This window comes from Sphingobacterium pedocola, assembly GCF_015209965.1.
Taxonomy (GTDB): domain Bacteria; phylum Bacteroidota; class Bacteroidia; order Sphingobacteriales; family Sphingobacteriaceae; genus Sphingobacterium; species Sphingobacterium pedocola.
The window spans coordinates 97,996-121,273 of record NZ_MU158689.1 but is presented as its reverse complement, the minus strand read 5'-3'; the positions used below and the strand labels follow the sequence as shown (position 1 = coordinate 121,273).

The following is a 23,278-nucleotide window of genomic DNA, read 5'->3' as shown; positions in this document are numbered from 1 at the left end:
AAAAAATGAAAAAGATATATTACATAGTGCTATTGGGCACGTTGACTACGCTTTCCTGTAAAGACGTTTTAGATCGGGAACCTTTGGATCGCATATCTGAAAATATAGTCTGGAATGATCAAAACGCCATCTTAGCGCATTTGGCGGGGAGTTACAGTATGATGAGCGTATTAGAGAATGAAACTCCCGAAAAGTACGTAGGTATCCGACCCGGCGTCGGATGGACGGTGGAAGGCCAAGTTGGGGCCACCTTAATAAACAACCTGAGCGATGAAGCGACATGGGGTATGTATCCCAATTGGGCAGATTTTAGGAACACCGGAATAACGATAAATGGCGGATTGCTGGAATGGTGGGAGAATGCCTATATCATCATCAGACAGCTCAATGATTTTATAGCGCAAGTCCCTCAATCACCGCTTTCCGATGATTTAAAAATGAGCTTAATCGCCGAAGCTCGGTTTCTAAGAGCGTACAATTATTTTTCTATGGTACGTCGATATGGTGGAGTTCCCTTAATTACCAAAGTGCAAAAATTGACCGATCCACAAGAGGAACTCTATCCAAGTAGAAACAGTGAAAAAGAACTTTATGATTTTGTGATTCAGGAAATGAACGAAGCATCGCCCCTGCTGCCCATCAAGGCCGAAAGCGGCCGAGCTTCTCGTTATGCCGCGCTTACACTTTTGTCAAGAGCTGCACTATACGCCGGAAGTATTGCCGAATATGGTACAGTCCAACTTGACGGTCTATTGGGGATGCCATCCGCGGAAGCACGGGCCTACTATCAAAAAAGCTACGATGCTTCTACCCTGATCATGCAAGAGGGTGCACATGGCTTGTACGACGTTTCATCAGATAAGGTAAAAAACTTCAGAGACCTGTTTCTCGTTAAAGGCAATACCGAAGCTATATTCGTGGTACCGCATGATGGTAAGGATATGATTGCTTCCGGCGGAAATGGATGGCGTTACGATTTCATTCAAGGCCCCTTGCCCAACGCATGGTTCAACGGGAATCAAAATATGCCTTATCTTTCTTTCATCGCTTCAACTTTTGAAAAGAAGGATGGCACCGCACCAGATTTAACAACGAGTAAGCTGACCAGCAAGCTGTGGGATATCAACGAACTTTGGGCCGACATGGAACCTCGCTTCTTCGCGAGTGTGTATACACATGGCACACCTTGGCAGGGCAGTACTATTGACTGGCACAAATCTTTAAAAGTCAATGGTCAATATCTAGCCGATCAGAATGGAGCGTATCAAGGGACACCTCACCTCGGTCTGCAGGCACAAAAATCTGGACCTTACACCAGTTTTGGCGTTCTAAAGTATTTAGATGAAACGAAGAACAATATGTCCGCCGACTTTGCATCCAGTCAAGACTGGATCGTATTTCGCTATGCCGAAGTGCTGTTAAATCACGCGGAGGCCGCCTATAAATTGGACAAGCAAGATGAAGCACTGCTCGCCATTAATGCCATTCGTGAGCGTGCAGGCGTATCAAAAAGAACTGTTATCAACTTTGAATTGATTCAAAAAGAACGTAAAGTAGAACTCGCCTTTGAAGGTTCTCGTTATTGGGATCTTAGACGTTGGAGAATGGCGACCGACGTATTAACGAAAAGAGAAACCGGGTTACGCTATATGTTGGATTTTGCGACCAAAAAATTAGAACTTCAGGTTCTCGAAAAAGTAGACGGCGGGCCTAACGTCTCCGCTATTTTCGAAGATCATCATTATTATCTTCCCATCACCAAAGCACGTACACAGCAAAACACCAGGTTAGTTGAAAATCCAGACTATCAATAACGTTAATTATGCTATACAGACATTACATATGTTTCCTGATATTGAGCATCTTTGCTTTTCCGAACGCGCTTAAAGCATTTCAATCCGATTCTTTGTGCGTAAATGGACTCTTCAAACACCACATGGTTTTACAGCGGGAAAAGTCCATTCCGATTTGGGGAACGGGAAAACCAGAAACAACTGTACACGTCTCGCTCAATAACCAGCGCGCAAGTGCCACCGTGCAGCCTGATAGTACCTGGCGTGTACAGCTCTCTGCCATGATTGCCGGAGGACCCCATATCCTGCAAATTACAGATTTGCGGGATAGCATATCCATAGATGATGTATATGTTGGCGAGGTTTGGTTAGCCTCGGGCCAGTCTAATATGGAGTTTACGCTGGGCAGTTCCTTAAGCTGGGCAGAAGAACAGCTTCATGCTGATTTTCCGAACATCCGTTTCTTTCAGGTTGTTCACGGGATGAATAATCAGCAGCAGCACGATGTCCAAGGTTCTTGGGTGCGTAGCTCTTCCGCTACGGCTGCGGCATTTTCAGGAGTGGCTTACCATTTTGCGAAAAAGCTCCACCAAGAAAAGAATATTGCTGTTGGTATTATCCAGTCGGCCTGGGGAGGAACACCTATCGAACCATGGATTAGTGAAGATGCCCTATCCAGTCGAGAAGAAACAAAACCTTCGGTGATTCAAGCCCGTGAATCGGGCGCGCAGCCAACCCAGCTATACGCGAAGTACCTTCAAGACGTTGAAGCGTTTGAGAATGCTTCGGAAGGTTTGCGCTTGGGCGTGCACACCTTAGCGTATCAAGATCAACACTGGAAAAAGGTTTCGTTCCCCCTTCAGGTATCATCCATATACGGTGACGAAACTGCGCTGTACATTCCCGGATGTTATTTATGGGTCAGAAAACACTTCGATCTCTCGTCTCTAGACAAAGATGCCACCCTCCAGTTCGATGAATTGGAAGGCGAAGCCGCGATTTATGTAAATGGAACCGAAATTGAACTAAAAAACGCACAAGGTACTTCCCAAGGCCTTGTCTTGCCAAAGTCGGTCTTAAAAAAAGGCAGGAATTTGCTGGCCATTCGGTTGCGAAGTTTGTGGGCTACGGGCACCGTTGGGCATTCGGAGGGATCCGTAAGTTTGGTAATAGGGACAAAACATATCAAACTGGATGGCGAGTGGTTAAGCAATATTTCCGTTGAACCACGTTATCCAGATCTTCCCAAAGAGCGGAACAATCCAGGCGTTCTTTTCAACGCGATGATCGCACCCCTGATTCCTTATTCAGTACAAGGTGTTTTGTGGTATCAAGGCGAGGCGAATACCTGGCGTCCGCGCGACTACCAGTTTATGTTTCCTCTTTTAATTCAAGATTGGCGCATTCGTTGGCAACAAGGTTACATGCCCTTTCTTTTTGTTCAATTGCCCAACTTTGGAGGCAACAATCTGGCTCCGGCCGACGAAAGCTGGGCATACCTTCGTGAGGCACAGTTAATGACATTACAGCAGCCCGCTACCGGAATGGCGGTGAGTATTGATATTGGTGATGCTACTGATATTCACCCGAGAAACAAAAAAGATGTTGGTCTTCGATTATATGAGGCTGCGCGTCATATAGCCTACCACGAAGACAACGTGTACTCAGGACCTCTATATCGGCGCATGGAAATCAAGGATCATAAAATTATTGTCTATTTCGATCATGCAGGCGATGGCTTAATAAGCAAGACTGCCAGCGTGGAAGGGTTTAAGATTGCAGGGGCAGACAATAATTTCGAAGATGCGACTGCCACGATAGTTGGCAACACCGTCGAACTGTCCCATCCAAGTCTGAAAAACCCGACAACTATACGTTATGGTTGGGCGGCAGATCCTAAGGTTAGCTTATACAATACAGCAGGTTTACCCGCCTCCCCCTTTCGCACCGATAAATAAAATAAAGTAATTATGATAACAATGCGTTTAACTTCAAAACATACGGCCGCCATTCTAGCATTTTGGCTTACGATCTGTTTCAGTCCTAAAGGATCTGCACAGGAATTTTCAATAGGCGTATTTTGGCCGCCCGTGTGGGAGCACACCAATGATCAGCAATATCAATGGATCAAAGAAGCACACATCGATTTTATAGAGAACGTTAAGAATGCGAAAATGTTTACAGAGTCGCATAATAAGAAGATGTTAGATCTGGCACATAAGTACGGATTTAAAGTTTCGGTCGCCGATCCACGTATCTATGGTACAGATGAGGAGATAAAAGCTGCTGTACAAGCCTATAAAAACCACCCTGCGCTCGAGGGATATTACATCAAAGATGAACCAGATTCAACAGAATTTGATTGGGCAGCAACAATTTACCAAAAGCTAATAGATCTGGATCACGATCGCGTACCGCATGTCAATTTATTTCCAAACTTTGTGATACCCAGTTATGAAACAAATCATGTAGAGCGTTGGGTGCAAAAAGTAGGTCCTCAGCATCTTAAATACCTGACTTTCGATCAATATCCGTTTATGGTAAATGGCTATATAAGACCTACTTATTTTGAAAATCTGGAAATTGTTAGGCGCGTCGGCCTCAAATACAGCGTTAAAACATCGGCCTACCTGCAATCTGTAGGGATCATTGACGCGTACCGAAGGCCATCTGCCAGTGAATTGCGGTACAATATTTTTACCGCGCTGGCGTATGGCATTAAAAGACCCGTATGGTTCACCTATTGGACCCCAACCGATGCTGGTAAAGAGATCTTCGCCGATGCGATTATCGATCCCCATGGTAGAAAGACAGATCTTTACGTACCATTCAGTGCGTTAAACAGGCATGTCAAGGCGATCGGCCAAGTGTTGTATAATCTGGATGCCACGGAGGTATATCATAGTGGTGAAGAGCAGCCTTTGGGAACACAGGCATTACCTCAGAACTACTGGATCAAGCCAACGTCCCGCACCGATAATATGATCATCACCCATTTCAACAAGGGCAAAAGCGGAAGCTATGTTTTTATCGTCAATAAGTCTTTAACCGTTACCAAATCCTTTACATTCCACGTCGATAAACGATATAAGCACATCACACATTATGAGGTCGACTCCGGTGTAATTGCCATCCGCAAAGAACCTATAGACAGTGATTTCTCTGACACGTTTCTACCTGGCGAGGGACGCTTGTACTATTTTAACTAAAAAAATACTAAAGTCACATTTAAATTTTTTGTTATGAAAACGTATTATTCAGTACTCTTGATTTATTCGCTGATCGTGATGGTTAGCTGTCAAAAAAATGTATTACAGGACCGGGATCCCCTCGCATTGAAGGTGTCGGAAAAAATTGCGTCGCTCAAAGGCAGGTCGTCCGCAGCAGACATTACGGACAATTTTCAGATCGGTGTATTTTGGCCACCGACATATGCCGATGTAAACGATACCACTTTTAGCCATTTAGCGCAAGGCAATGTAGACATTTTACAGTACGTTATCACGTATTCAGAAGCGGAAAATCTATTTATCCTCGATAAATCTGCAGACCACGGATTAAGGTCTATTATCTTTGATGCAAGAGCCTATGGTACTGACGCTGATATTGCTGCGATGGTAGCTGCCTACGAAACGCATCCCGGACTCGCTGGATATTATATTAAAGATGAGCCGAATATGCCTCAGCTAGATTGGGCTGCAACTATTTACAATAAGATATTAAGTCATGACAGTTTCCACTTGCCCCATGTCAATCTTTTCCCGGATTTGGTGGTTCCATCGATTTTGGGCCCCATCAACTATGAAACCGATTATGTACAAGCTTGGATTAACAAAGTTGGCGCGAGCAATTTGAAATATCTTTCCGTTGATGTATATCCGTTTCGTGCAGATGGCTCGTTGTTAAATGCGTATTATACCAACTTAGATATTATCCGGAAGTTGGCCATCAACAATGGAGGAATCAAGACCTCTGCCTACTTGCAGTCCATTGGGATCACTGGGCATTACCGTAGGCCCAATGCCGATGAGCTGAAATTTAACGTGTATTCCATGTTGGCTTACGGGATCAAATATCCCGTATGGTTTACTTATTTTACGCCTATCAATCAAGGCGAGCCATTTACCAATGCAGTTATAGATTCGTTGGGCAATAAAACAGATCTGTACATACCCTTTCAACAATTAAATAAGGAAATGAAAACCTTAGGAGACCGGTTGATGCGGTTACAATCCTATAACGTTTACCATTCAGGCACATCCATACCGGCGGGTGTTGAGGCGCTACCCGCTTTACACTATATAAAGCCTACGGATTCTGCTGCCGAGTTATTGATCAGCCACATGAAGGATTGGTCTGAGGGAGGTCGCAATTACGCGATGCTTGTCAACAAGTCGCTTACCCTTTCCAAAACATATACATTTCAGATCGCCGGTTGGATCACCGATATGAAAGAAATTTCCAAAGTAGATGGTTCAGAAATTCCGACTTCCATCTTAGGCGGTACCGTTACGTTAACGTTGCAACCGGGAGAAGGTAGGTTGTTCGCCTTCTTACCCTATTAGCAAGGCTCACGCTACACTTCATGAACCAAAAGGGTTAATATCATTAAAAAAAGAAGCCGTATCAAAACGTTAGAAGTTAGATACGGCTTCTTCCGAATGTGGCTAACGCCTATCTTATTTTAGCTACTTCCTTTTACGCTGTAGAACCCGCGTTAGCAAATAGCTCACCAGCGTACAGACAAATGGCTAAGACCCCGAAATGGCCATTCATCACGTTCCTCCGCTTCCGCAGCCGTTTTCGGCCACACGATATCCGATTGTGCGAAGTGAGCTGCCGGATTAGATACTACACTTATCCGAGCACCAATCTGGTAGAATATATTGTCAGAATTATCGATACCTATTGTTATCAACAAGAAAAGCTTTGATAAAGAAAATAACTCTTAAAAAAAAGAGCAAGTTTTCCTAAGTTTGAATTGCTTCACGAAAAAAACGAATTATTGTATCTTCGAATTGATGAATTATGATTAAAATAATATCTGTTACCTGCTTTTTGTGTCTTACCGCTGCATCATACGCACAGCAGTTAAAAACGGAAAAAAGAGCACGTGATTATGGCATTGAGATCGGCGTAATGTCTCCAGGTAAATGGAATGCCATCACCGATGTACCTGGTGTTCAGGTTGGTCATCTTACGCGACAAGAGGGCGATTCTGTACATACCGGCGTTACTGCCATTCTGCCCTATAGAGGCAACATTTTCCAACATAAAGTACCAGCAGGCATCTTCATCGGAAACGGGTTCGGGAAATTGTCGGGCCTCAGTCAGGTAAAGGAACTAGGTAATATAGAAACACCTATCATACTCACCAATACCCTTAATGTCGGAAGAGCCATAGAAGCAGTCGTTGAGTATACACTTTCGCAACATGGCAATGAACAAGTACGGTCGGTCAACGCTATAGTTGGTGAGACCAACGATGGCGAACTGAACGATATCAGAAGTATGCACGTCTCGAAAGAGAATGTACTGAGCGCCATACAATCGGCGACCTCAGGTCCGGTACAGGAAGGCAACGTTGGCGCTGGGACAGGAACTGTATGTTTCGGTTTCAAAGGGGGCATTGGCACAGCTTCCCGCGTGTTACCTCCGTCTTTAGGCGGATATACTGTCGGCGTGCTTGTACAAACCAATTATGGCGGTATTTTACAGATCAACGGAGCGCCAGTAGGTCGGGAACTACAGCAGTTTTCTTTCCGCGACAAATTGCTTAATAATGTAGATGGATCGTGTATGGTCGTGATTGCCACAGATGCGCCGCTCAGCGAACGAAATCTCGAGCGACTGGCAAAAAGAGCATTTATTGGATTAGGAAAAACCGGTGGTATAGTGTCCAACGGCAGTGGCGAGTATTTCATTGCGTTTTCGACGCATGATTCGGTACGCGTCGCATACGACACACCGTCGTCAATACTACATCAGCCGTCTTTACATAACGACTATATGTCGCCGCTATTCATGGCAGTTATCGAAGCCGTAGAAGAGGCTATCATCAATTCATTATTTGCAGCAAAGACCGTTAAAGGTTTCCGCGCAACTATTCCGGCACTGCCGCTAAATAAGGTACTACCAATTTTAAAAAAGTACAATGCATTATCTCAACCCAATTAAATAAATTCAAATGATCCAATCCTTGCATGTTATTATTAATGGGCAGCTTATTCCAGAAAAAGAAGCGCGCTTAGGTATTGATGACTTATCTATAGTTAGAGGATACGGCATCTTTGATTACTTCAAAACAGTAGCCAATCGACCTGTTTTTCTGGAAGATAATCTCGATCGCTTTTTTCACTCAGCTAAATTAATGGATCTGCCTGTCCACTATACCCGAGAAGAACTAAGAATACAGATACGGACCCTTATGGAAGCTAATAAAATCCCTGAATCTGGCATCAAATTACTCCTAACAGGTGGTTATAGCAAAGATGGATATAGTATTGCGAGCCCCAACCTCATCATCACACAACAGCCATTGCAACGCAATATACGGCAGGAACAACAGGGCATCAAGCTCATTACGTACAACTATCACCGGCCGTTCGGAACGGTCAAATCAATAGACTATGCGGTCGGTATCCATGGGCTAAAAAAAGCTAAGGCCGCTGGAGCCGACGAAGTGCTGTATGCACAAGACGGGTTACTTTCCGAATGCCCACGCGCTAATATTTTTCTAATTACTAAGACGGGCAAACTGCTTACGCCCGGCGAAGATGTGCTGGCTGGTATTACGAGGAAGTATATTATCGAGATCGCAAAAAAATATTTAGATGTTGAAATCGGAGATGTTACACTAGAAGACATGAAAAATGCTGCTGAAGCGTTCCTTAGCAGTACGACGAAAAACATTACCCCTATTTTATCCATTGACGATACAGTCTACGGTTCCAAGCCTGGTCCATTAACTATACAGTTGCAGCACATGTTAGAACCGATTGTATTTGGAAGTAAAGAGAAGTTCATAACTGAAATATAATGTAGATCCGTGAATATTTTGTGCGACTCAGTTGTGGGCAGTCTTGCCTTGGAATTGCAACTTTAAAGTGGAGATAAATGTACCCATCATCTAATGAATACATTCTTTTTGGTAACTATACCCACTTGGGACTGTAAGGTCAGCAGCCGAACGTAAAAAGGAAAGGGATTTTATAGCCTATATTGTAATTCTACAGCCACGGAGAGTGGCCGTTAGTGGGTATGCATTTTTGCGATGCCAAAATATCTTGCCTTCGTGCTTTTAAACCATAATTTTGTACTGTATATTTGTAGGACGAATGGTCAACAATAATCACACTGATGAAAAGTTTTTACTGCTTCGATTGAAAAACGGTGATGAGCGTGCGTTTGAAATTCTATACAATAACTATAAAGTTCGCATTGCAGGAAATTTGTTTAAATTACTGAAATCTGACGATCTGGTTAAAGAAATACTGCAGGAACTCTTTGTCAAAATATGGGAGGTGCGGACGCAGATTGATCCCGAAAAATCTTTTAAATCTTATCTATTCCGTATAGCGGAGAACCTGGTACATGATTATTTTCGAAAAGTAGCAAAAGACAGACGTCTATTGAATAAAATAGTCGCTTCGAGTTCAGAACTCTATCTTCATATTGAGGAGGATATGCTGACTAAAGAAGATGCTCAAAAATTGCATGAGGCCATAAACCTGATGCCCCCTCAGCGTAAAATGGTCTTTACCCTTTGTAAATTAGAAGGTAAATCTTATAAAGAGGTGGAGGAGATTATGGGGATCAATGTTAAAACCATTAGCAGTCATATGCTGCAAGCAAACAGATTTCTAAGGACCTATTTTAGAGATTCTTCTGCACTTACCATTTCTGTAGTTCTAGGTGTTTTATTCAAAGGCCTGTGATTCTGATTATTGTTAATAAAAATTAATTGTTAATTTTTTATTAACAGGCTAAGGATTTTTTTACTTAGCTCCGTATTAGCTGTAAAAATTGAGCCGTGGAATCATCTGATCAACTTCGTATTCTATTTAATAAATACCTCCAAAACTTGTGTAGTCTTGAAGAAACACAACGTTTGATGGATCATTTTGAACAAGACGAAGATAAGGATCGGTTAAAAGACCTCATCATCGACATTTTAGAAGTTCAGGATGAGCGCTATGAAACCAATCCTGCCATTGCCGAAGTATTAGCAAAAGTTGACCGGGATTTGTTCATTCAGATTCAAGAAACACCGTCAACTATACCGGATGGTAAGAATAAAACACTTAAACGCTGGTTTAAAATTGCCACTGTTGCTGCATCGTTGGTCTTAATATCTACAGGGATTTACTTTTTCAATCACAGATCAGTAAATCCTCCAGCTATTGTCAAAGTTGAGGAACAGGAGATTAATCCAGGTGACTATGGCGCTACACTTATTATGGCAAATGGCAAGAAGATTAGCTTAGCCAGTGTATCAAAAGGAGAAATAGCCCGAGAATCGGGAATCGTCATTACAAAAACAGATGATGGTAGACTGATGTACCAAATTGATGAAAAGTTATCTGATCCCAATGCCGTTAACACTTTGTCGACGGCTCGTGGAGAAACATACCAGGTGACTTTGCCTGATGGTTCTCGTGTTTATCTTAATGCCGCGTCAAGCCTCACCTATTCAGCCTCCCTGCTTCAAAACGGAAAACGTGTGGTTAAACTGATTGGCGAGGGATATTTTGAAGTAGCAAAGGATAAAAGACATCCATTTATTGTAAAAACAAATAAGCAGGAAATAGAAGTATTGGGCACAAATTTTAACATCAGCAGTTATTCAGATGATGAAGTAGAGAAAACTACCCTATTAGAAGGAAGTGTGAAATTATCTGCATTGGGCACTTCCAAACTATTAAAACCTGGGCAACAAGCCAAGCTATCTGGTGGTAACATAGCGATTGTTGAAACAGATGCGGACCTGGCAGTTGCCTGGAAAAACAACGAATTTGTAGTTGAAAGTGAGCACATTGAAGCCATCATGAAAATGATCGAGCGTTGGTATAATGTTGAGGTCATCTACATCGGCGAAAAAACCAAGGAGCGATTCAGCGGCAAGGTATCAAGGTTTGATAATCTTTCAAAAGTGCTTGAAATCGTAGAATCAACAGGAGAGGCACATTTTGATATCAAAGGACGAACCGTATATGTATCAAAATAATCTAAAATATGAATTAACTTAATACTAACCTTAAAGTCAACCAGATGAAAAGAAAACTACACTAGCTGAAGAGCAATGAAACGAAACCAGGCCCCGACTTACGATCAGGACCTGGCAGAAGTTTGGAACATTCAATTAAAAATCAACGTTAAACTGCAGTCCTCCTTACGGTCCAACGCAAAAGAGGCTGCTTAACCAAACTGACAACTAATGTATCAAAATTCAAGGAAATTTGGTATGCCTAAAAGGCTGTACCTAAAACTATTTCTTACTATGCGCTTAACTACCGTACTAATAATAGTATGCTTTATGCAGGTAAATGCGTCGAGCTTCGCCCAAAAGGTGACCTTAACCAAGTCGAATGCTTTACTTAAAACTGTATTTAAAGAGCTGAACCAACAAACAGGTTACAACTTTTTTTATACGGACAATTTATTGAAAAATTCCGCTCCAGTAACTATCAACGTTAAAGATGCTGATTTATCCGTTGTCCTTACGCAGATTTTTGCTAGGCAGAACCTGGATTTCGTCATTCGCAACAATACGGTGGTCATCAAAGCAGGCACCCCGGCGAGCAAAGTAAATACGCTGGCTAATCAGGAAATCATTTCTGGTTTTGTGGGAGATGCCAAGGACCGTTTGGGTATCCCGGGGGTCACGGTATCCATTAAAGGCACGGAGTCCGCTGTCCAGACTGATAGAAACGGAAAATTCACCATCAGTATCTCTACAGATGGTGAATCGCTGGAATTCAAATTTTTAGGTTATAAGACCGTGGAAGTACCCATCTCAGCCAACTCTAACTATACCATTTATATGACGAAGGAGCAGGTCGAGCTGGATGAGATGGTAATTACCGGCATGGTCGATAAGAAGGTTAGTACCTATACAGGAGCAGCAAAAACCATGACTGCCGCTGAGCTTAAGGCTGTAAATCCGGTGAATATATTTGCCGGTATTGCCGCCCTTGATCCATCCTTCAGAATTATTCCCGACAACAAAATCGGAGGGAACATTAATGCGCTTCCCGAGGTCACCATGCGTGGACAAACATCTTATCCCACCCTTGGGGCAGAACTCGCTGGAAATCCCAATATGCCTTTGTTTATTCTAGACGGATTTCAGGTTACACTACAGGCTATTGTAGACTTAGACATGAATCAAATTGCCACCGTCACTTTGTTAAAGGATGCTTCGGCTACCGCGATGTACGGTTCGCGTGGAGGTAATGGTGTGATGGTTGTTACAACGATCCTGCCACCAAGAGGGAAAGTAGAAATTTCGCTAAGCAACAATTTTACGTTATCATCTCCCGACCTGTCTGTTTATAACATGCTGAATGCGGCAGAGAAATTGGATTTTGAGCGACGTGTAGGATTCACGGATAGCTATAGAGGTGATTTCATCAATGCGGAAAGGTACAAAGCGGTAGTCAGCGGTGTGAACACCGACTGGAAATCTATTCCTGTCCAAACAGGGATCAACAATAGAACCAACCTGTCTTTACGAGGTGGTGACGAGTCGCTGACCTTTAACCTAAGCTTTAGCGGAAATATGTTACAGGGCGTAATGAAAGGACAGGACAGGAAAAATTATGCCGGAAGTTTTAAGCTGAGTTATAGAACCAATAAATTGACCTTCCAAAATAATACCATAGGAACACAGGTTAATTCCAACGATTCCCCTTACGGTTCATTCAGTCAGTACCTAGACTTGAATCCCTACTGGAAACCTTATGATGAAAATGGTAATATAAACAAATACCTGGAAAACATTAATATGGGCTTCGGTGTAGGTAGCTCTATTGTATTAAATCCATTGATGGATATCACCTACAATACCATTGACAATAGGAATAAGAATTTTAATTTAAGGAACAATACCACTGTACGTTACGATGCCAATAAATCCCTATGGTTTAATGGCAGCCTGGGCATCACAAAAGTGAATGGGACGATAGACAACTTCCATTCAGCTCTCGATAGCAGATTTAATGGGGTCGCAGATTTAAGTGCACGGGGTACCTATTCCATCGACAACAGTACCTCCTTTACCATGGACGGAACAGGATCGGTAAATTACAACAAAAATTTCGGGATGCACGGTGTTACAGTCTACGCAGGATTCAGGCTCGCAAGTACACAGTTTAATTCCTATGCCGTCTCTACACAAGGTTTTCCTTTTGATCGTTTAGATAACATCCTGTTTGCCGCGCAATATTTAAACAGCAGGCCTACAGGAACCGAAAGTACACTTAACAATCTTTCATATACCGGAAGTGCCAACTACTCTTATGATAACCGGTATTTTACAGATTTCACCTATACCAGAGATGGCTCTTCAGCTTATGGAGAAAACAATAAATTTGGTAATTTTTGGTCTGCAGGTTTAGGATGGAACATCCACAATGAACAGTTCCTGAGGGATAGTGAAACTATCAACCTGTTGAGGCTTCGTGGCAGCTACGGTTCTACCGGTACATCCGTACAGGATCCTTATGCAGCACAATTCAGATATAATTTGGGCACGAGTACAGGCTATTTTGGCGAAGTGGGTGCTTTCCCGGGTGGACTAGGAAACCCAAATTTGAGCTGGCAACAAGTCTTGAAGTCGAATGTTGGTATTGCTTCGGCATTTTTTAACAGCCGTTTGACGTTCAATGCGGAGTTTTATAATGAAGTCACCCAGAATGCCCTCACTACAGTTTCGCTGGCACCTAGTACTGGCTTTCCTTCGTATACTGAAAATTTGGGTAAAATCCAGAACAGGGGATTGCAGTTCGACTTGGGTTACACCATACTATCTCAACCTCGTAAAGGCTTAAAATGGAATGTTTCTGTGAACGCAGCAACTAATACATCGGTGTTAAAACAAATTTCGGAGAAATTGAAAGCCTTCAATGCGGCATTGAATGCCAATAATGCCGATCAGACTGTTGAAAATGCACAGTTTATTGAAGGCAGGTCAACAACGGCTATTTATGCGGTGAGGTCGTTGGGTATTGATCCGGTTACCGGTCAGGAGGTTTATCTTAAATTAAATGGTGCCCCAACCTTTGTCTGGGACGTTAATGATAAGACCTATGTTGGTGATAGCCGCCCCAAGTGGACAGGAGCTGTAAATTCAAATTTCCTATATGCAGGTTTTGCCTTAAACTTTAGCGTCAACTACAACTATGGTGCTGATTTGTACAACAGTACATTGTTAAACCGTGTGGAAAGTGTTGATGCGCGCAACAACGTTGATCGAAGAGCATATGACCTAGGCTGGACCGGACCTGGTAGTGTCAGTCGGTATAGACGGATCACTGGTGGTGTGCCCACGCCAACACAACTTACCTCAAGATTTGTTCAGCGCGACAACAACATTCAACTCAGCTCCGTTAATTTAAGCTATCAGTTCAAAACCCCATTTGTTAAAAGATTGGGTTTGCAAAACCTTACCGTTAGTGCAACCACGAACAACCTAGCCCACTTCAGCACCATTGAAATTGAACGTGGTACAGATAACCCGTTTGCCAGAGAATATACATTTGGTCTGAGCGCAAGATTTTAAATTCAAAAGACAAATTCATATCCCAATGAAAAGAACAATATTAATAATAGGAATTCTGTCAATAGTTGTGGTGTTTTCCAGTTGTAAGAAATTTTTGGATGTAGCGCCCAAAACAAATTTATCTGAAGAACAGCTGTTTACGTCAGAAGTTGGTTTTCAGCAAGCTTTATCAGGCGTGTACGGCCAGCTGGCCAGTAACAGTCTTTACGGCGACAACCTTTCTATGGGTTTCGTTTCTGCCTTGGCACAAAATTATTCGACACTTAATAGCAACGCCGACGTTGCACTGCAACAAACACAAGTCCTGAACTTTGCTTCAGCGGAAGTAGCGGGGTATACAAATGCCATTTGGTCTGCCAGTTACAGTGCGATTGCCGCAGCAAATAAAATAATTGCAAATACAGAAACAAGCCGGTCTGTGCTAACCGATAATGCATATGCACTGCTGCGCGGCGAGGCTTTGGCCTTAAGGGCATTTATACATTTTGATCTATTGCGCATGTTTGGTCCTGAATATACGGCGGGTGCTAATTTAAAAGCCATCCCTTACAAAAAGGAAGTCAATGAAAATGCAGAAATCCCATCTACAACTGCAGATGTAGTCCAATTTGCTTTAGCTGACCTGAAACAAGCAGAAGATCTGCTGTTGCAGGCTGATCCGATTGTCAGCAGTGACTTACGAAGCAGGAGGAACAAGCTGAACTACTATGGCGTAAAAGCACTTGAAGCAAGAATCAAATTGTACAGTGGTGATATGGACGGAGCTGCTGCGGCTGCAAATGTAGTGATCAACTCTGCTAAATACACCTTTGTGACCCAGGCAGCCGCAGGAGCGGTCAGCACAGGGTTGTTGGTACGCGATCGTTTATATTTCAACGAACAGGTGTTTATGATCAGGGTTAGGGATATATTGCCGACCGTACAACGTTATTTTAGATTTAGGGGAGCTGTGGGACAAACTCTTACCCGTACCACGGCTAATTTTAATACACTGTATGAAACCACATCAGGCGGCGGGACAGACTTCAGGTACCTATACCGCCTTGAACAGGATGGCGGAAGTTTGTTCCCTTCTAAGTTTTGGCAGGCCTCAACCGCTACAACCACAATTACCGACAATTTACTGGATCAGTATGTACCTGGTATCCGCCTTGCCGAAATGTATTACATCCTGGCTGAAACTGCAGAGACGCCTGCCATGGGTGTCGAATATTTAAATACGGTGCGCCAAAACAGGGGGCTTTCTAATCTGGCAACAGACATTACAGCTACCGCACTTACAGCAGCCATCACCAAGGAGTATCAGAAGGAATTTTATGCGGAAGGTCAATTGTTCTTTTACTACAAACGTACTAAAACACTGAGAATGCAGTTCCGTAATGTCGACATGGCGCCAGAGCAGTATGTGCTACCAATCCCAGATGCTGAACTTCAATTTAATCCGAATTATGGAAATTAATCACACTCGTATTATGAAATACGTATTATATGCGACGATGGTCTTCTCTCTTTTTTCTTGTAAGAAAGAAGCGGTAGAAACTTATCAAGGAAAAGACGGCGTTAGCTTTTTTGCTTACACCTATCAACAATTACATACCACCGCGACGAGAAGTTACTCTTTTGCTTTTCAGAGCACCGTAAAAACAAGGGATACCCTGTATATACCCCTGAGGATTACCGGAAAGTTGTCCGATCGGCCACGTGCCGTATTGCTAAAAACAGCTGAAGGAACAACGGCAACTGCGGGCATAGATTTTGAGCTAAAAGAAGTGGCCATTCCGCCTGGTGTCTCCATCTTTAATTATCCTCTTGTGCTGATCAACTCTGTTGGAATGGCAAGCAATGTTTATAAAATCGTGTTGGAGCCGGCAGAAACCAAGGACTTTACGCTGGGTACTTTAGGCCAGACACCTGCCAATAGCGTTAATCAGGGTACGGAGGAAAACTTTAGATATCTGACGATAGAGGTATCCAGTATGTACACCCGGCCTGCTTATTGGGATGTTCTTGATGCGGATTTCGGAGAATTTAGCGCCGAAAAGTACAAATTCATGGTTAAAGTACTGGGTATAACTGATTTCTCTTACGAGAATATCGGGTTTGACGGTTTTATCAACTTCCCCGTGACGCTGAGAAATGCACTGGCCGCATATGAAGCTGCAAATGGTCCACTGTTGGATGAGAACGGTAACGAGATTTCTTTCCCTTAATTTAGATATTATGCATTTAAAACATTTTTTTAAGCTTAGCTCGATTATCGTGATCATGCTAACATTTGCCTGCAGTAAAGACGATCAACGGTTTAAGTATGCGCAAATCAATGACATTCAGATTGCGGATGCTACGACCAGTTTTACGGTAGCTCAACGGGATTCGCTGATCATCACACCAACATTGATCGAAACAATGCCTGGAGGAGATTCATTTACTTACAGTTGGACGATTGATTCCGAAGTAATCGCTGATTCCAAAAATTTGCGCCTTCAAGTAACCTTGAGTCCCGGTACCTATACCGTGATTTATAAGGTTAAGAGTAACATAAATGACGTTTACACACTACAGCGCTATGTCATTACGGTAACCGGGATTTATCCCGACGGATGGTATGTGGTCAATAGCAAGGATGGGAAAGGCAAGGTTTCCTTGATCCGTACCGATGATGTGGTTTTTGATAATCCGATGGAAGTGGCCAATAATAAAACCTATTCGGGAGAACCATTAGCCCTATATAATTTTGGGAAAGGTGGTTTCTTTTATTATTTCACCGATCAGAATGTGTATCGGTTTAACATGAACGACTGGCTGGAGCTTGGTGATAAAAGTACTATACTTCCGCATTTGGCTACACAGCTTCCCTTCAAAAGTGCACCGGTATTTATTTTGAACACCTCGAAATTTGACCAGTTCATTGTTGCGGATGGCGGCTTATATGCCGGCATTTCGGGCTCGACTTCAGACGACATTAAGCCATTCAGCCAACGCATTCCTGGCGATTATGACCTATTCCCGGGTGTGTTTCCTAACACGTACAACCTCACCTATTTTTACAATAATGCCAACATGCGCTTTATGCGAATGGGTATTTTTTCCAGAATTCTGGAAGATGCGCCTCAAACAACAGGCTCGTTTGACATGGCAAATGTGGGAAGAAAAATGATTGCGTATGATCGTGGCATATCGACGCTATTTGAAGAAGAAATTGAGTGGTATTTCATCATGGAGGATGATAATGACCGCTACCTAATGTCCCTAACATATGATGCCTTTGGCAACACCCTTCCTGGGGTTAATCAAGAAATGGCAAACAGTCCCGAAATTGGCAGCGCAACTAACTTTGCAACTTCCTCCATCTTAAAACAACTTTATTATACTGTTGGCAATAGGGTGTATTTGTACGACATGCTTGCAAAATCAGCACGCCTGATTTACACTTTCCCGGCTGGATACGTAATCAAGGATATCGAGATGTTGCGTAGCAGCAGCAAACAACTGGTGATTGGTGTCAACAATGGTGCGGCGGGTGAAGTTTATTATTTCAGCATCAACGGGCAGGGAGAATTCAGCAATAGTACTTACGAGAAGAAATTTACCGGCTTTGGTGAAATTGTACAAATTGCTCCTGCGAGAAAAAACCTATAGGCTCCTTATTAGATTTAAAAAAGATTAATAACATCCAATCTACATGAAAAAAATACTCCTACTCATCGCTTTCCTGTCCGCAGGATACTCGGGATACAGCCAGCAGGCAGAACCGGCCTATAAGGCCAGTCTTGATTCTTTGAAGATCTTCATTGATCCTTTACAAAAGGAACTCATTCTTGAACGACTTGTAAAAGAACACCCTGGCGAAAGTTTTGACCAACACAGGGCTACACTTGTAGACAATTTTGTTGTTGCAAAGAACTCGGCCAAAGCTCTATTCCATTTTAACCAGATTGCAGAAACCGCAAGGATCATGTACGTAGGATCAGTGGCGACAGGAATCATGGCCTTCGATTTGAAAACTGCAGAAACTTTAATGGAGCAAGAACTGACTAACTCAACGAATGCTCCGGAAGACCGGCAGTTCTTGTTACATCTTTATAGCCAGGTGATGGCTAAGCAAGGAGACTACACAAAAGCCTTCGCTGCTATCAAAGAATGCTATGAAAATGCCATAAGAAAGACTGCTGGTCTGACTGCTGAATATTACTACCTGATGAGCAAAACAGGCGGGTACGAGGAAGCGCTTCCAGAGCTAGAAAAAGCAGTACGAGCAGGTTTGGCCGATTATGACTATAATGCCGAACTAAAAAGTGCTTACGTTAAGATGAATCCCGGCAAAGACCCAAATGCTTACCTGGCAGCATTGACTAATGAGTTTGAAGAGAAATACAAGACAGCGATAGCAGCCAAAATGATTGACGAGCAAGCGCCAAATTTTAAAGTCACAGACATCAAAGGCAAAGAAGTGTCACTGTCTGATTTTAAGGGCAAAATAGTTGTTCTTGATTTTTGGGCGACTTGGTGCGGACCTTGTAAGAAATCTCTTCCGGCAATGCAAATGCTGGTCAGCAAATACAAGCATGATCCAAGTGTAATGTTCCTGTTTATACACACCTGGGAAACTGTCAAAGACCCTAAAGCGGATGCAGTGAACTACTTGCTAACTCATGACCTGGATTTGCCTTTGTACATGGACCTCAAAGATCCTGCTACGAAAAAGAATCCTGCGGTATCTTCATTTGGTGTAAAGGGGATTCCTGCAAAATTTGTCATTGACGGCAATGGGAAAATCCGGTTTAAGTCTAGCGGACTGACCTGGCCGAATGAAGCTGCAGTTAGGGAGTTGACCACCATGATAGAATTTTGCCGTTAGATTACAAGGTAAACTTTATTTTCAAGACCAAAAAGAACACAAAAACCAATTTATACTAAGGAAAGCCGTATAGATAAATTGCTTATCCCGTTCTCTGAAAAGAAATCAATGGTTGAAACGTTAGTAAACCATTCCTTTCTAAGCGAGCCAAACAAACGGGGGGTATTTGCTTATGTACAAGCTGTCTTCTGTATTTCAAGCAACAAGTACAGAAGACGGCTTTTTCCATATTATCCATGACCATTTTCCATGAAAACCCCTGCATAGAATAGATCACAGCCCTTCTACTAACACATTCTTTCTATTATCCGTTCCGTCATTGCGGTTTTACTCTCCAGAAGGCACTTCAAGAAATGCACCCGCAGCTACGGGCGTTCCGAAATTGGGTGTACCATCTGCATTCCAGGTAAACCGTTGCATACGTGTGCTGCGTACATTGCCACACCCGTTATTATTCGGATGAGATTCTATATTTGCATGGTATATGATCCAATCCTCTTTTCCGTCCTTGGACTTGAAAAAACCGTTATGACCTGCGCCGTATGCGCTAGGTGCTTTTGTAAATACCGGATTGGCGCTTTTAGACCACGAAGCTGCTATCAGGGGATCCGCATTATCGGCCAGCCGCAGCATACCCAGTGCATAGTCGTCCGTACCGCAGTAACTGGCTGAATAAATCATAAATACATCTCCATCGGGATTTTCTAATATCTCCGGTCCTTCGTTTACGCCAAAGCCATTTCGCTCCCAACCATGCTGCGGTGTCGATATCATGACTGTCTCACCTGTTAATGTAAAAGGGTTAGACATTTTTGAGATGTAGATGTTCTGCGTTAAGTTGTTGTTTTGCGCCCCCGGTCTGCCCGACCAAATAAAGAACAACTCGTTGTTATGTTCGAAAATACTACCGTCTATTGCCCATTGGTCGGCAGGCTTCGTGATGAGTTGACCCTTGTCTACCCAATTATTTGTCGTGGGATCTTCATTGGCATTTTCCAGCACAAACATCCGGTGATTAACATCCTGCCCGTCGCTAGCCGTATAGTAAATATACCATTTTCCTTGCAGAAAGAACATTTCGGGCGCCCATACATCCCTGCTGTTAATGCCTGTAGAAGGAGCATTGAACACCACGGTGCTGCTCGCTGAAGCAAGTTGGCTCATTTTTTCCGTTTTTCGGATTTCAATCCGGTTGCCATGGGTTTGTAGGAAATAATAAAAATTCCCACGTTGTGCGACCCAGGGATCCGGAGCAGCGTTCAATAAGGGATTTTGAAACTTTGCCGGTCCGCTTGCCTCCGGTGCTGTGGGCGTAGCTAGAAAGAGTCCGGCTCCGCGTTTGTCGCAAGCTAATAAAATGATTAGAAAAGCAAGATATACTGTGTGTCTCATGCGCATAGGTATTACAATTTTGAATATTCCAAGTAGTCCAGCTCACCGTACCCCGTGTTGTGCCGGATACTTATTTTATGTGTGCCCTCTGATAAATTAAATACCAAGTCGATGGTTTGCCATGTATTCCATCCCCTATTGGCAATGTTATATACTTTCGCCTCGGCAAACTGATCATCGATATAGATCTTATGGGTTGTACCATCGAAACCTGTGCCTGCAGCCACGCGGATCAAGTAATCGCCGGCCGTGAGCACCTCGATAGTCGCATCAATACCGCTTTCTGCATTGTCTATAGCGCCCACCTTTGCCTGGCCAGAGGAGGTTTTCCGGGTATCTGGGTCATCTGCCTTTTTGGCAACTCCCCTTATGATCGTATTTTCCGCTTCAATCCGTTTGGCACCCACCCGCACCTTAGCTTTTACGGTATTACTTTGGACACGGTTACCCGCTTTATCGAATAGAACGGCGTGGAAAGAAAGTTCTTCCTCGGGTATAAGTTCGGTCACGGTATAGCCAAAGTTATAAGGCGCAATCGTCTTTTCCCCAATTTTTTCTTCCCCTTTGTAAAACTCCACCTTGCTGAGCTGGGGGCCACCGTAGGCACTCTTGCCCTCCGCAGTTAATGTGTAAACACTTTCAGACAGCGCGACCGTATCGGCGTCGAGATGTAACGTTGGCGGATTTGTACTCACCGGAAGATCTTCTTCCCTTTCGCATCCGACCACTATCCAAAGCAAGAATAGGGGGCAGAGGTATAATAACTTGTTCATATGTACACTATTTTGTCGTTAAAGCCATATGAAATGTCCACGTCAACTATATGTATATTGGTGCAACATGGATAATTCATAGCTGTATCTTTTGTTTGTCAAGGGTTATCGTCGCTTCGATTTAGGGCTAATAACCGGGATTCTGTGTTAGGTTTGGGCTGTTATCTATATCCGCTTGCGGAATAGGATACCACTCATGTCTACCTGAAATAAAATTGACAAAATCCGGATCCCTTTCCCGCAGGGTCTCCAGGTTGTTGGAAAACTCTCCCCAGCGCACCATATCAAAGTACCGCCAACCTTCACCTGCTAATTCTAACGTACGTTCATGCTTCAGCTGTTCTTGGAAAGCGAGTTGATCCATATCTGGCTTTACGTCACTGAGGGGCTGTAGGTTTGCACGCTGACGCACCTCATCCACATAGGCGTATGCCGCATCCGTCTGTCCGGTTTCATTCAGACATTCCGCATACATCAACAGAATATCCGCGTACCGGATCAAGCGGTAATTATTGGGCGAACTGAATATCTCATTATTCTTCCAATCGTCATTCAGCAACTTTCTAAACCACACCCGCTTATCGTCTGCACCGTATCGGCTTAGCCAGGTCTCCCCATATACCATGGTAAAAGCCGGACCTCTTTCATCGGCATTGTCATAGATAAAACTAGCAGCCGCACGGGGATCCTTTTTATTATCTACGGTCCGTTCGACATTAAAGGCATCAACGATCCAGCGTCTTGCTGCACCATCTCCAAAACCTGGTCCCGGACTAGGGGGTGCCAGAAATTTAGGCACGGAAGCTCCGGTATTGAGGCTGATTCCCGGATTGGTATCGTCATCTCCGTTCTCTGTGGCATTTTCTTTAAACTGAATCTCAAAAACGGACTCTCTATTGTTCTCTGTATCTTTCCTAAAATTATCCGCGTAGTTGTCCATCAAGCCGTAGTTGCTGGCGCCATCACCCGTTACTAACCAGTCCATTGCCTCCTTGGCTGCTGCAAATTTACCCTGCTGCATATACACCTTTGCCAATAGGCCGTGCGCCGCTCCTTTGGTGATTCTACCCACATCCGCAGCATCATAAGACGGCGGTAAGTCAGCCATAGCCTCCGTTAGGTCCTTCTCAATCTGTGCAAATGCTTGTGCGGGTGTCGCATTCTCGGGGTAATCGGCCGGCGATAAGGGCGCTAACACCAGGGGTGGTCGGCCCCAGAAAACCACCAGATTAAAGTAGTTCAGGGCACGTAACACCTTTGCTTCGGCAATAATCCGTTTTTTCAAAACTTCGTCCATGTCGATCTGGGGCACATAGGTGATCACCTGATTCGCCCGGTAGTTTGCATGGTAGATGGCATTCCAGGTACCATTGCCGGTATTGTTACTCGTAAATGCGAAGGCAACATTATTGTTAAGGCCGATATCGCCCCCCGAACCAAAGCCCTCATCGGAGCGTAGCAGGTATAAAAAGTGCATGCCCCGATTATAGTAGTTACTACTTCGGTTTAATGCGCTGTATATTGCATTCACGCCTTTAATGGCATCGGTTTCATCATCCCAAAAAGAATCCGTCGTGAGCATATCGGGATTCGGTTCATCGAAATTCCGCTCGCACGCAGTCGTAAGAAAAACGAAAGCAGTCAATATAATTAGCGTATATTTTTCCATCTTAAATGATTT

At 43.5% G+C, this 23,278-nt stretch carries 17 protein-coding genes; 13 read left to right on the top strand and 4 right to left on the bottom strand.

Annotation, left to right across the window (positions count from 1 at the left end; genetic code table 11):
* The first annotated feature begins 5 nt into the window (after nt 1-5).
* From C4F40_RS00505 to C4F40_RS00490, 4 genes are read left to right on the top strand one after another with little or no spacing between them, the layout of a single operon-like run.
* Entirely contained in the window at nt 6-1,814 is a 1,809-nt protein-coding gene (locus C4F40_RS00505) for a RagB/SusD family nutrient uptake outer membrane protein (protein WP_196937414.1), read from the top strand.
* A gap of 8 nt (nt 1,815-1,822) precedes the next feature.
* A complete protein-coding gene (locus C4F40_RS00500) occupies nt 1,823-3,751 on the top strand; it encodes a sialate O-acetylesterase (RefSeq protein ID WP_196937413.1) in 1,929 nt (642 codons plus the stop codon).
* Between the two features lie 12 nt (nt 3,752-3,763).
* The gene (locus C4F40_RS00495; protein WP_196937412.1) at nt 3,764-5,002 is read left to right on the top strand and encodes a hypothetical protein; all 1,239 of its coding nucleotides are present in this window, start codon (nt 3,764-3,766) and stop codon (nt 5,000-5,002) included.
* A gap of 33 nt (nt 5,003-5,035) precedes the next feature.
* Nucleotides 5,036-6,358 (top strand): hypothetical protein, encoded by a 1,323-nt coding sequence (locus C4F40_RS00490; RefSeq protein ID WP_196937411.1) that lies wholly within the window; start codon nt 5,036-5,038, stop codon nt 6,356-6,358.
* A 164-nt stretch (nt 6,359-6,522) separates the two neighbouring features.
* Here C4F40_RS00490 and C4F40_RS00485 read toward each other — a convergent pair whose 3' ends face one another.
* On the bottom strand, nt 6,523-6,714 hold the full coding sequence (locus tag C4F40_RS00485) for a hypothetical protein (RefSeq protein WP_196937410.1): 192 nt from the start codon (nt 6,712-6,714) through the stop codon (nt 6,523-6,525).
* Nucleotides 6,715-6,821: 107 nt separating this feature from the next.
* Here C4F40_RS00485 and C4F40_RS00480 point away from each other — a divergent pair, with 107 nt between their 5' ends.
* The 9 genes from C4F40_RS00480 (at nt 6,822) to C4F40_RS00440 (ending at nt 19,432) form a co-directional block, all read left to right on the top strand.
* Nucleotides 6,822-7,970, top strand: coding sequence for a P1 family peptidase (locus C4F40_RS00480; protein ID WP_196937409.1), 1,149 nt, complete (start codon nt 6,822-6,824; stop codon nt 7,968-7,970).
* A gap of 10 nt (nt 7,971-7,980) precedes the next feature.
* The gene (locus C4F40_RS00475) at nt 7,981-8,832 is read left to right on the top strand and encodes an aminotransferase class IV (protein ID WP_196937408.1); all 852 of its coding nucleotides are present in this window, start codon (nt 7,981-7,983) and stop codon (nt 8,830-8,832) included.
* Nucleotides 8,833-9,130: 298 nt separating this feature from the next.
* Nucleotides 9,131-9,730 (top strand): RNA polymerase sigma factor, encoded by a 600-nt coding sequence (locus tag C4F40_RS00470; RefSeq protein WP_231389874.1) that lies wholly within the window; start codon nt 9,131-9,133, stop codon nt 9,728-9,730.
* A 95-nt stretch (nt 9,731-9,825) separates the two neighbouring features.
* Nucleotides 9,826-11,019, top strand: a complete 1,194-nt coding sequence (locus C4F40_RS00465; protein ID WP_196937406.1) for a FecR domain-containing protein — start codon at nt 9,826-9,828, stop codon at nt 11,017-11,019.
* Nucleotides 11,020-11,292: 273 nt separating this feature from the next.
* Nucleotides 11,293-14,574 (top strand): SusC/RagA family TonB-linked outer membrane protein, encoded by a 3,282-nt coding sequence (locus tag C4F40_RS00460; RefSeq protein ID WP_196937405.1) that lies wholly within the window; start codon nt 11,293-11,295, stop codon nt 14,572-14,574.
* Nucleotides 14,575-14,599: 25 nt separating this feature from the next.
* Nucleotides 14,600-16,033, top strand: a complete 1,434-nt coding sequence (locus tag C4F40_RS00455) for a RagB/SusD family nutrient uptake outer membrane protein (protein WP_196937404.1) — start codon at nt 14,600-14,602, stop codon at nt 16,031-16,033.
* Nucleotides 16,034-16,046: 13 nt separating this feature from the next.
* Nucleotides 16,047-16,784 carry a DUF4843 domain-containing protein gene (locus tag C4F40_RS00450; RefSeq protein ID WP_196937403.1) on the top strand — a complete coding sequence of 246 codons (738 nt, stop codon included), beginning with the start codon at nt 16,047-16,049 and terminating at the stop codon, nt 16,782-16,784.
* A gap of 10 nt (nt 16,785-16,794) precedes the next feature.
* The gene (locus tag C4F40_RS00445) at nt 16,795-18,213 is read left to right on the top strand and encodes a PKD-like family lipoprotein (protein WP_196937402.1); all 1,419 of its coding nucleotides are present in this window, start codon (nt 16,795-16,797) and stop codon (nt 18,211-18,213) included.
* 43 nt (nt 18,214-18,256) lie between these two features.
* Nucleotides 18,257-19,432: a redoxin domain-containing protein gene (locus tag C4F40_RS00440; RefSeq protein ID WP_196937401.1), complete on the top strand. Its 1,176-nt coding sequence runs from the start codon at nt 18,257-18,259 to the stop codon at nt 19,430-19,432.
* Between the two features lie 327 nt (nt 19,433-19,759).
* Here C4F40_RS00440 and C4F40_RS00435 read toward each other — a convergent pair whose 3' ends face one another.
* From C4F40_RS00435 to C4F40_RS00425, 3 genes are all read right to left on the bottom strand, one after another.
* Nucleotides 19,760-20,824, bottom strand: a complete 1,065-nt coding sequence (locus C4F40_RS00435; RefSeq protein WP_231389873.1) for a glycoside hydrolase family 43 protein — start codon at nt 20,822-20,824, stop codon at nt 19,760-19,762.
* A gap of 11 nt (nt 20,825-20,835) precedes the next feature.
* Nucleotides 20,836-21,597, bottom strand: coding sequence for a carbohydrate-binding protein (locus tag C4F40_RS00430; protein WP_196937399.1), 762 nt, complete (start codon nt 21,595-21,597; stop codon nt 20,836-20,838).
* Between the two features lie 127 nt (nt 21,598-21,724).
* Nucleotides 21,725-23,266: a RagB/SusD family nutrient uptake outer membrane protein gene (locus tag C4F40_RS00425; RefSeq protein WP_196937398.1), complete on the bottom strand. Its 1,542-nt coding sequence runs from the start codon at nt 23,264-23,266 to the stop codon at nt 21,725-21,727.
* Nucleotides 23,267-23,278: the final 12 nt, after the last annotated feature.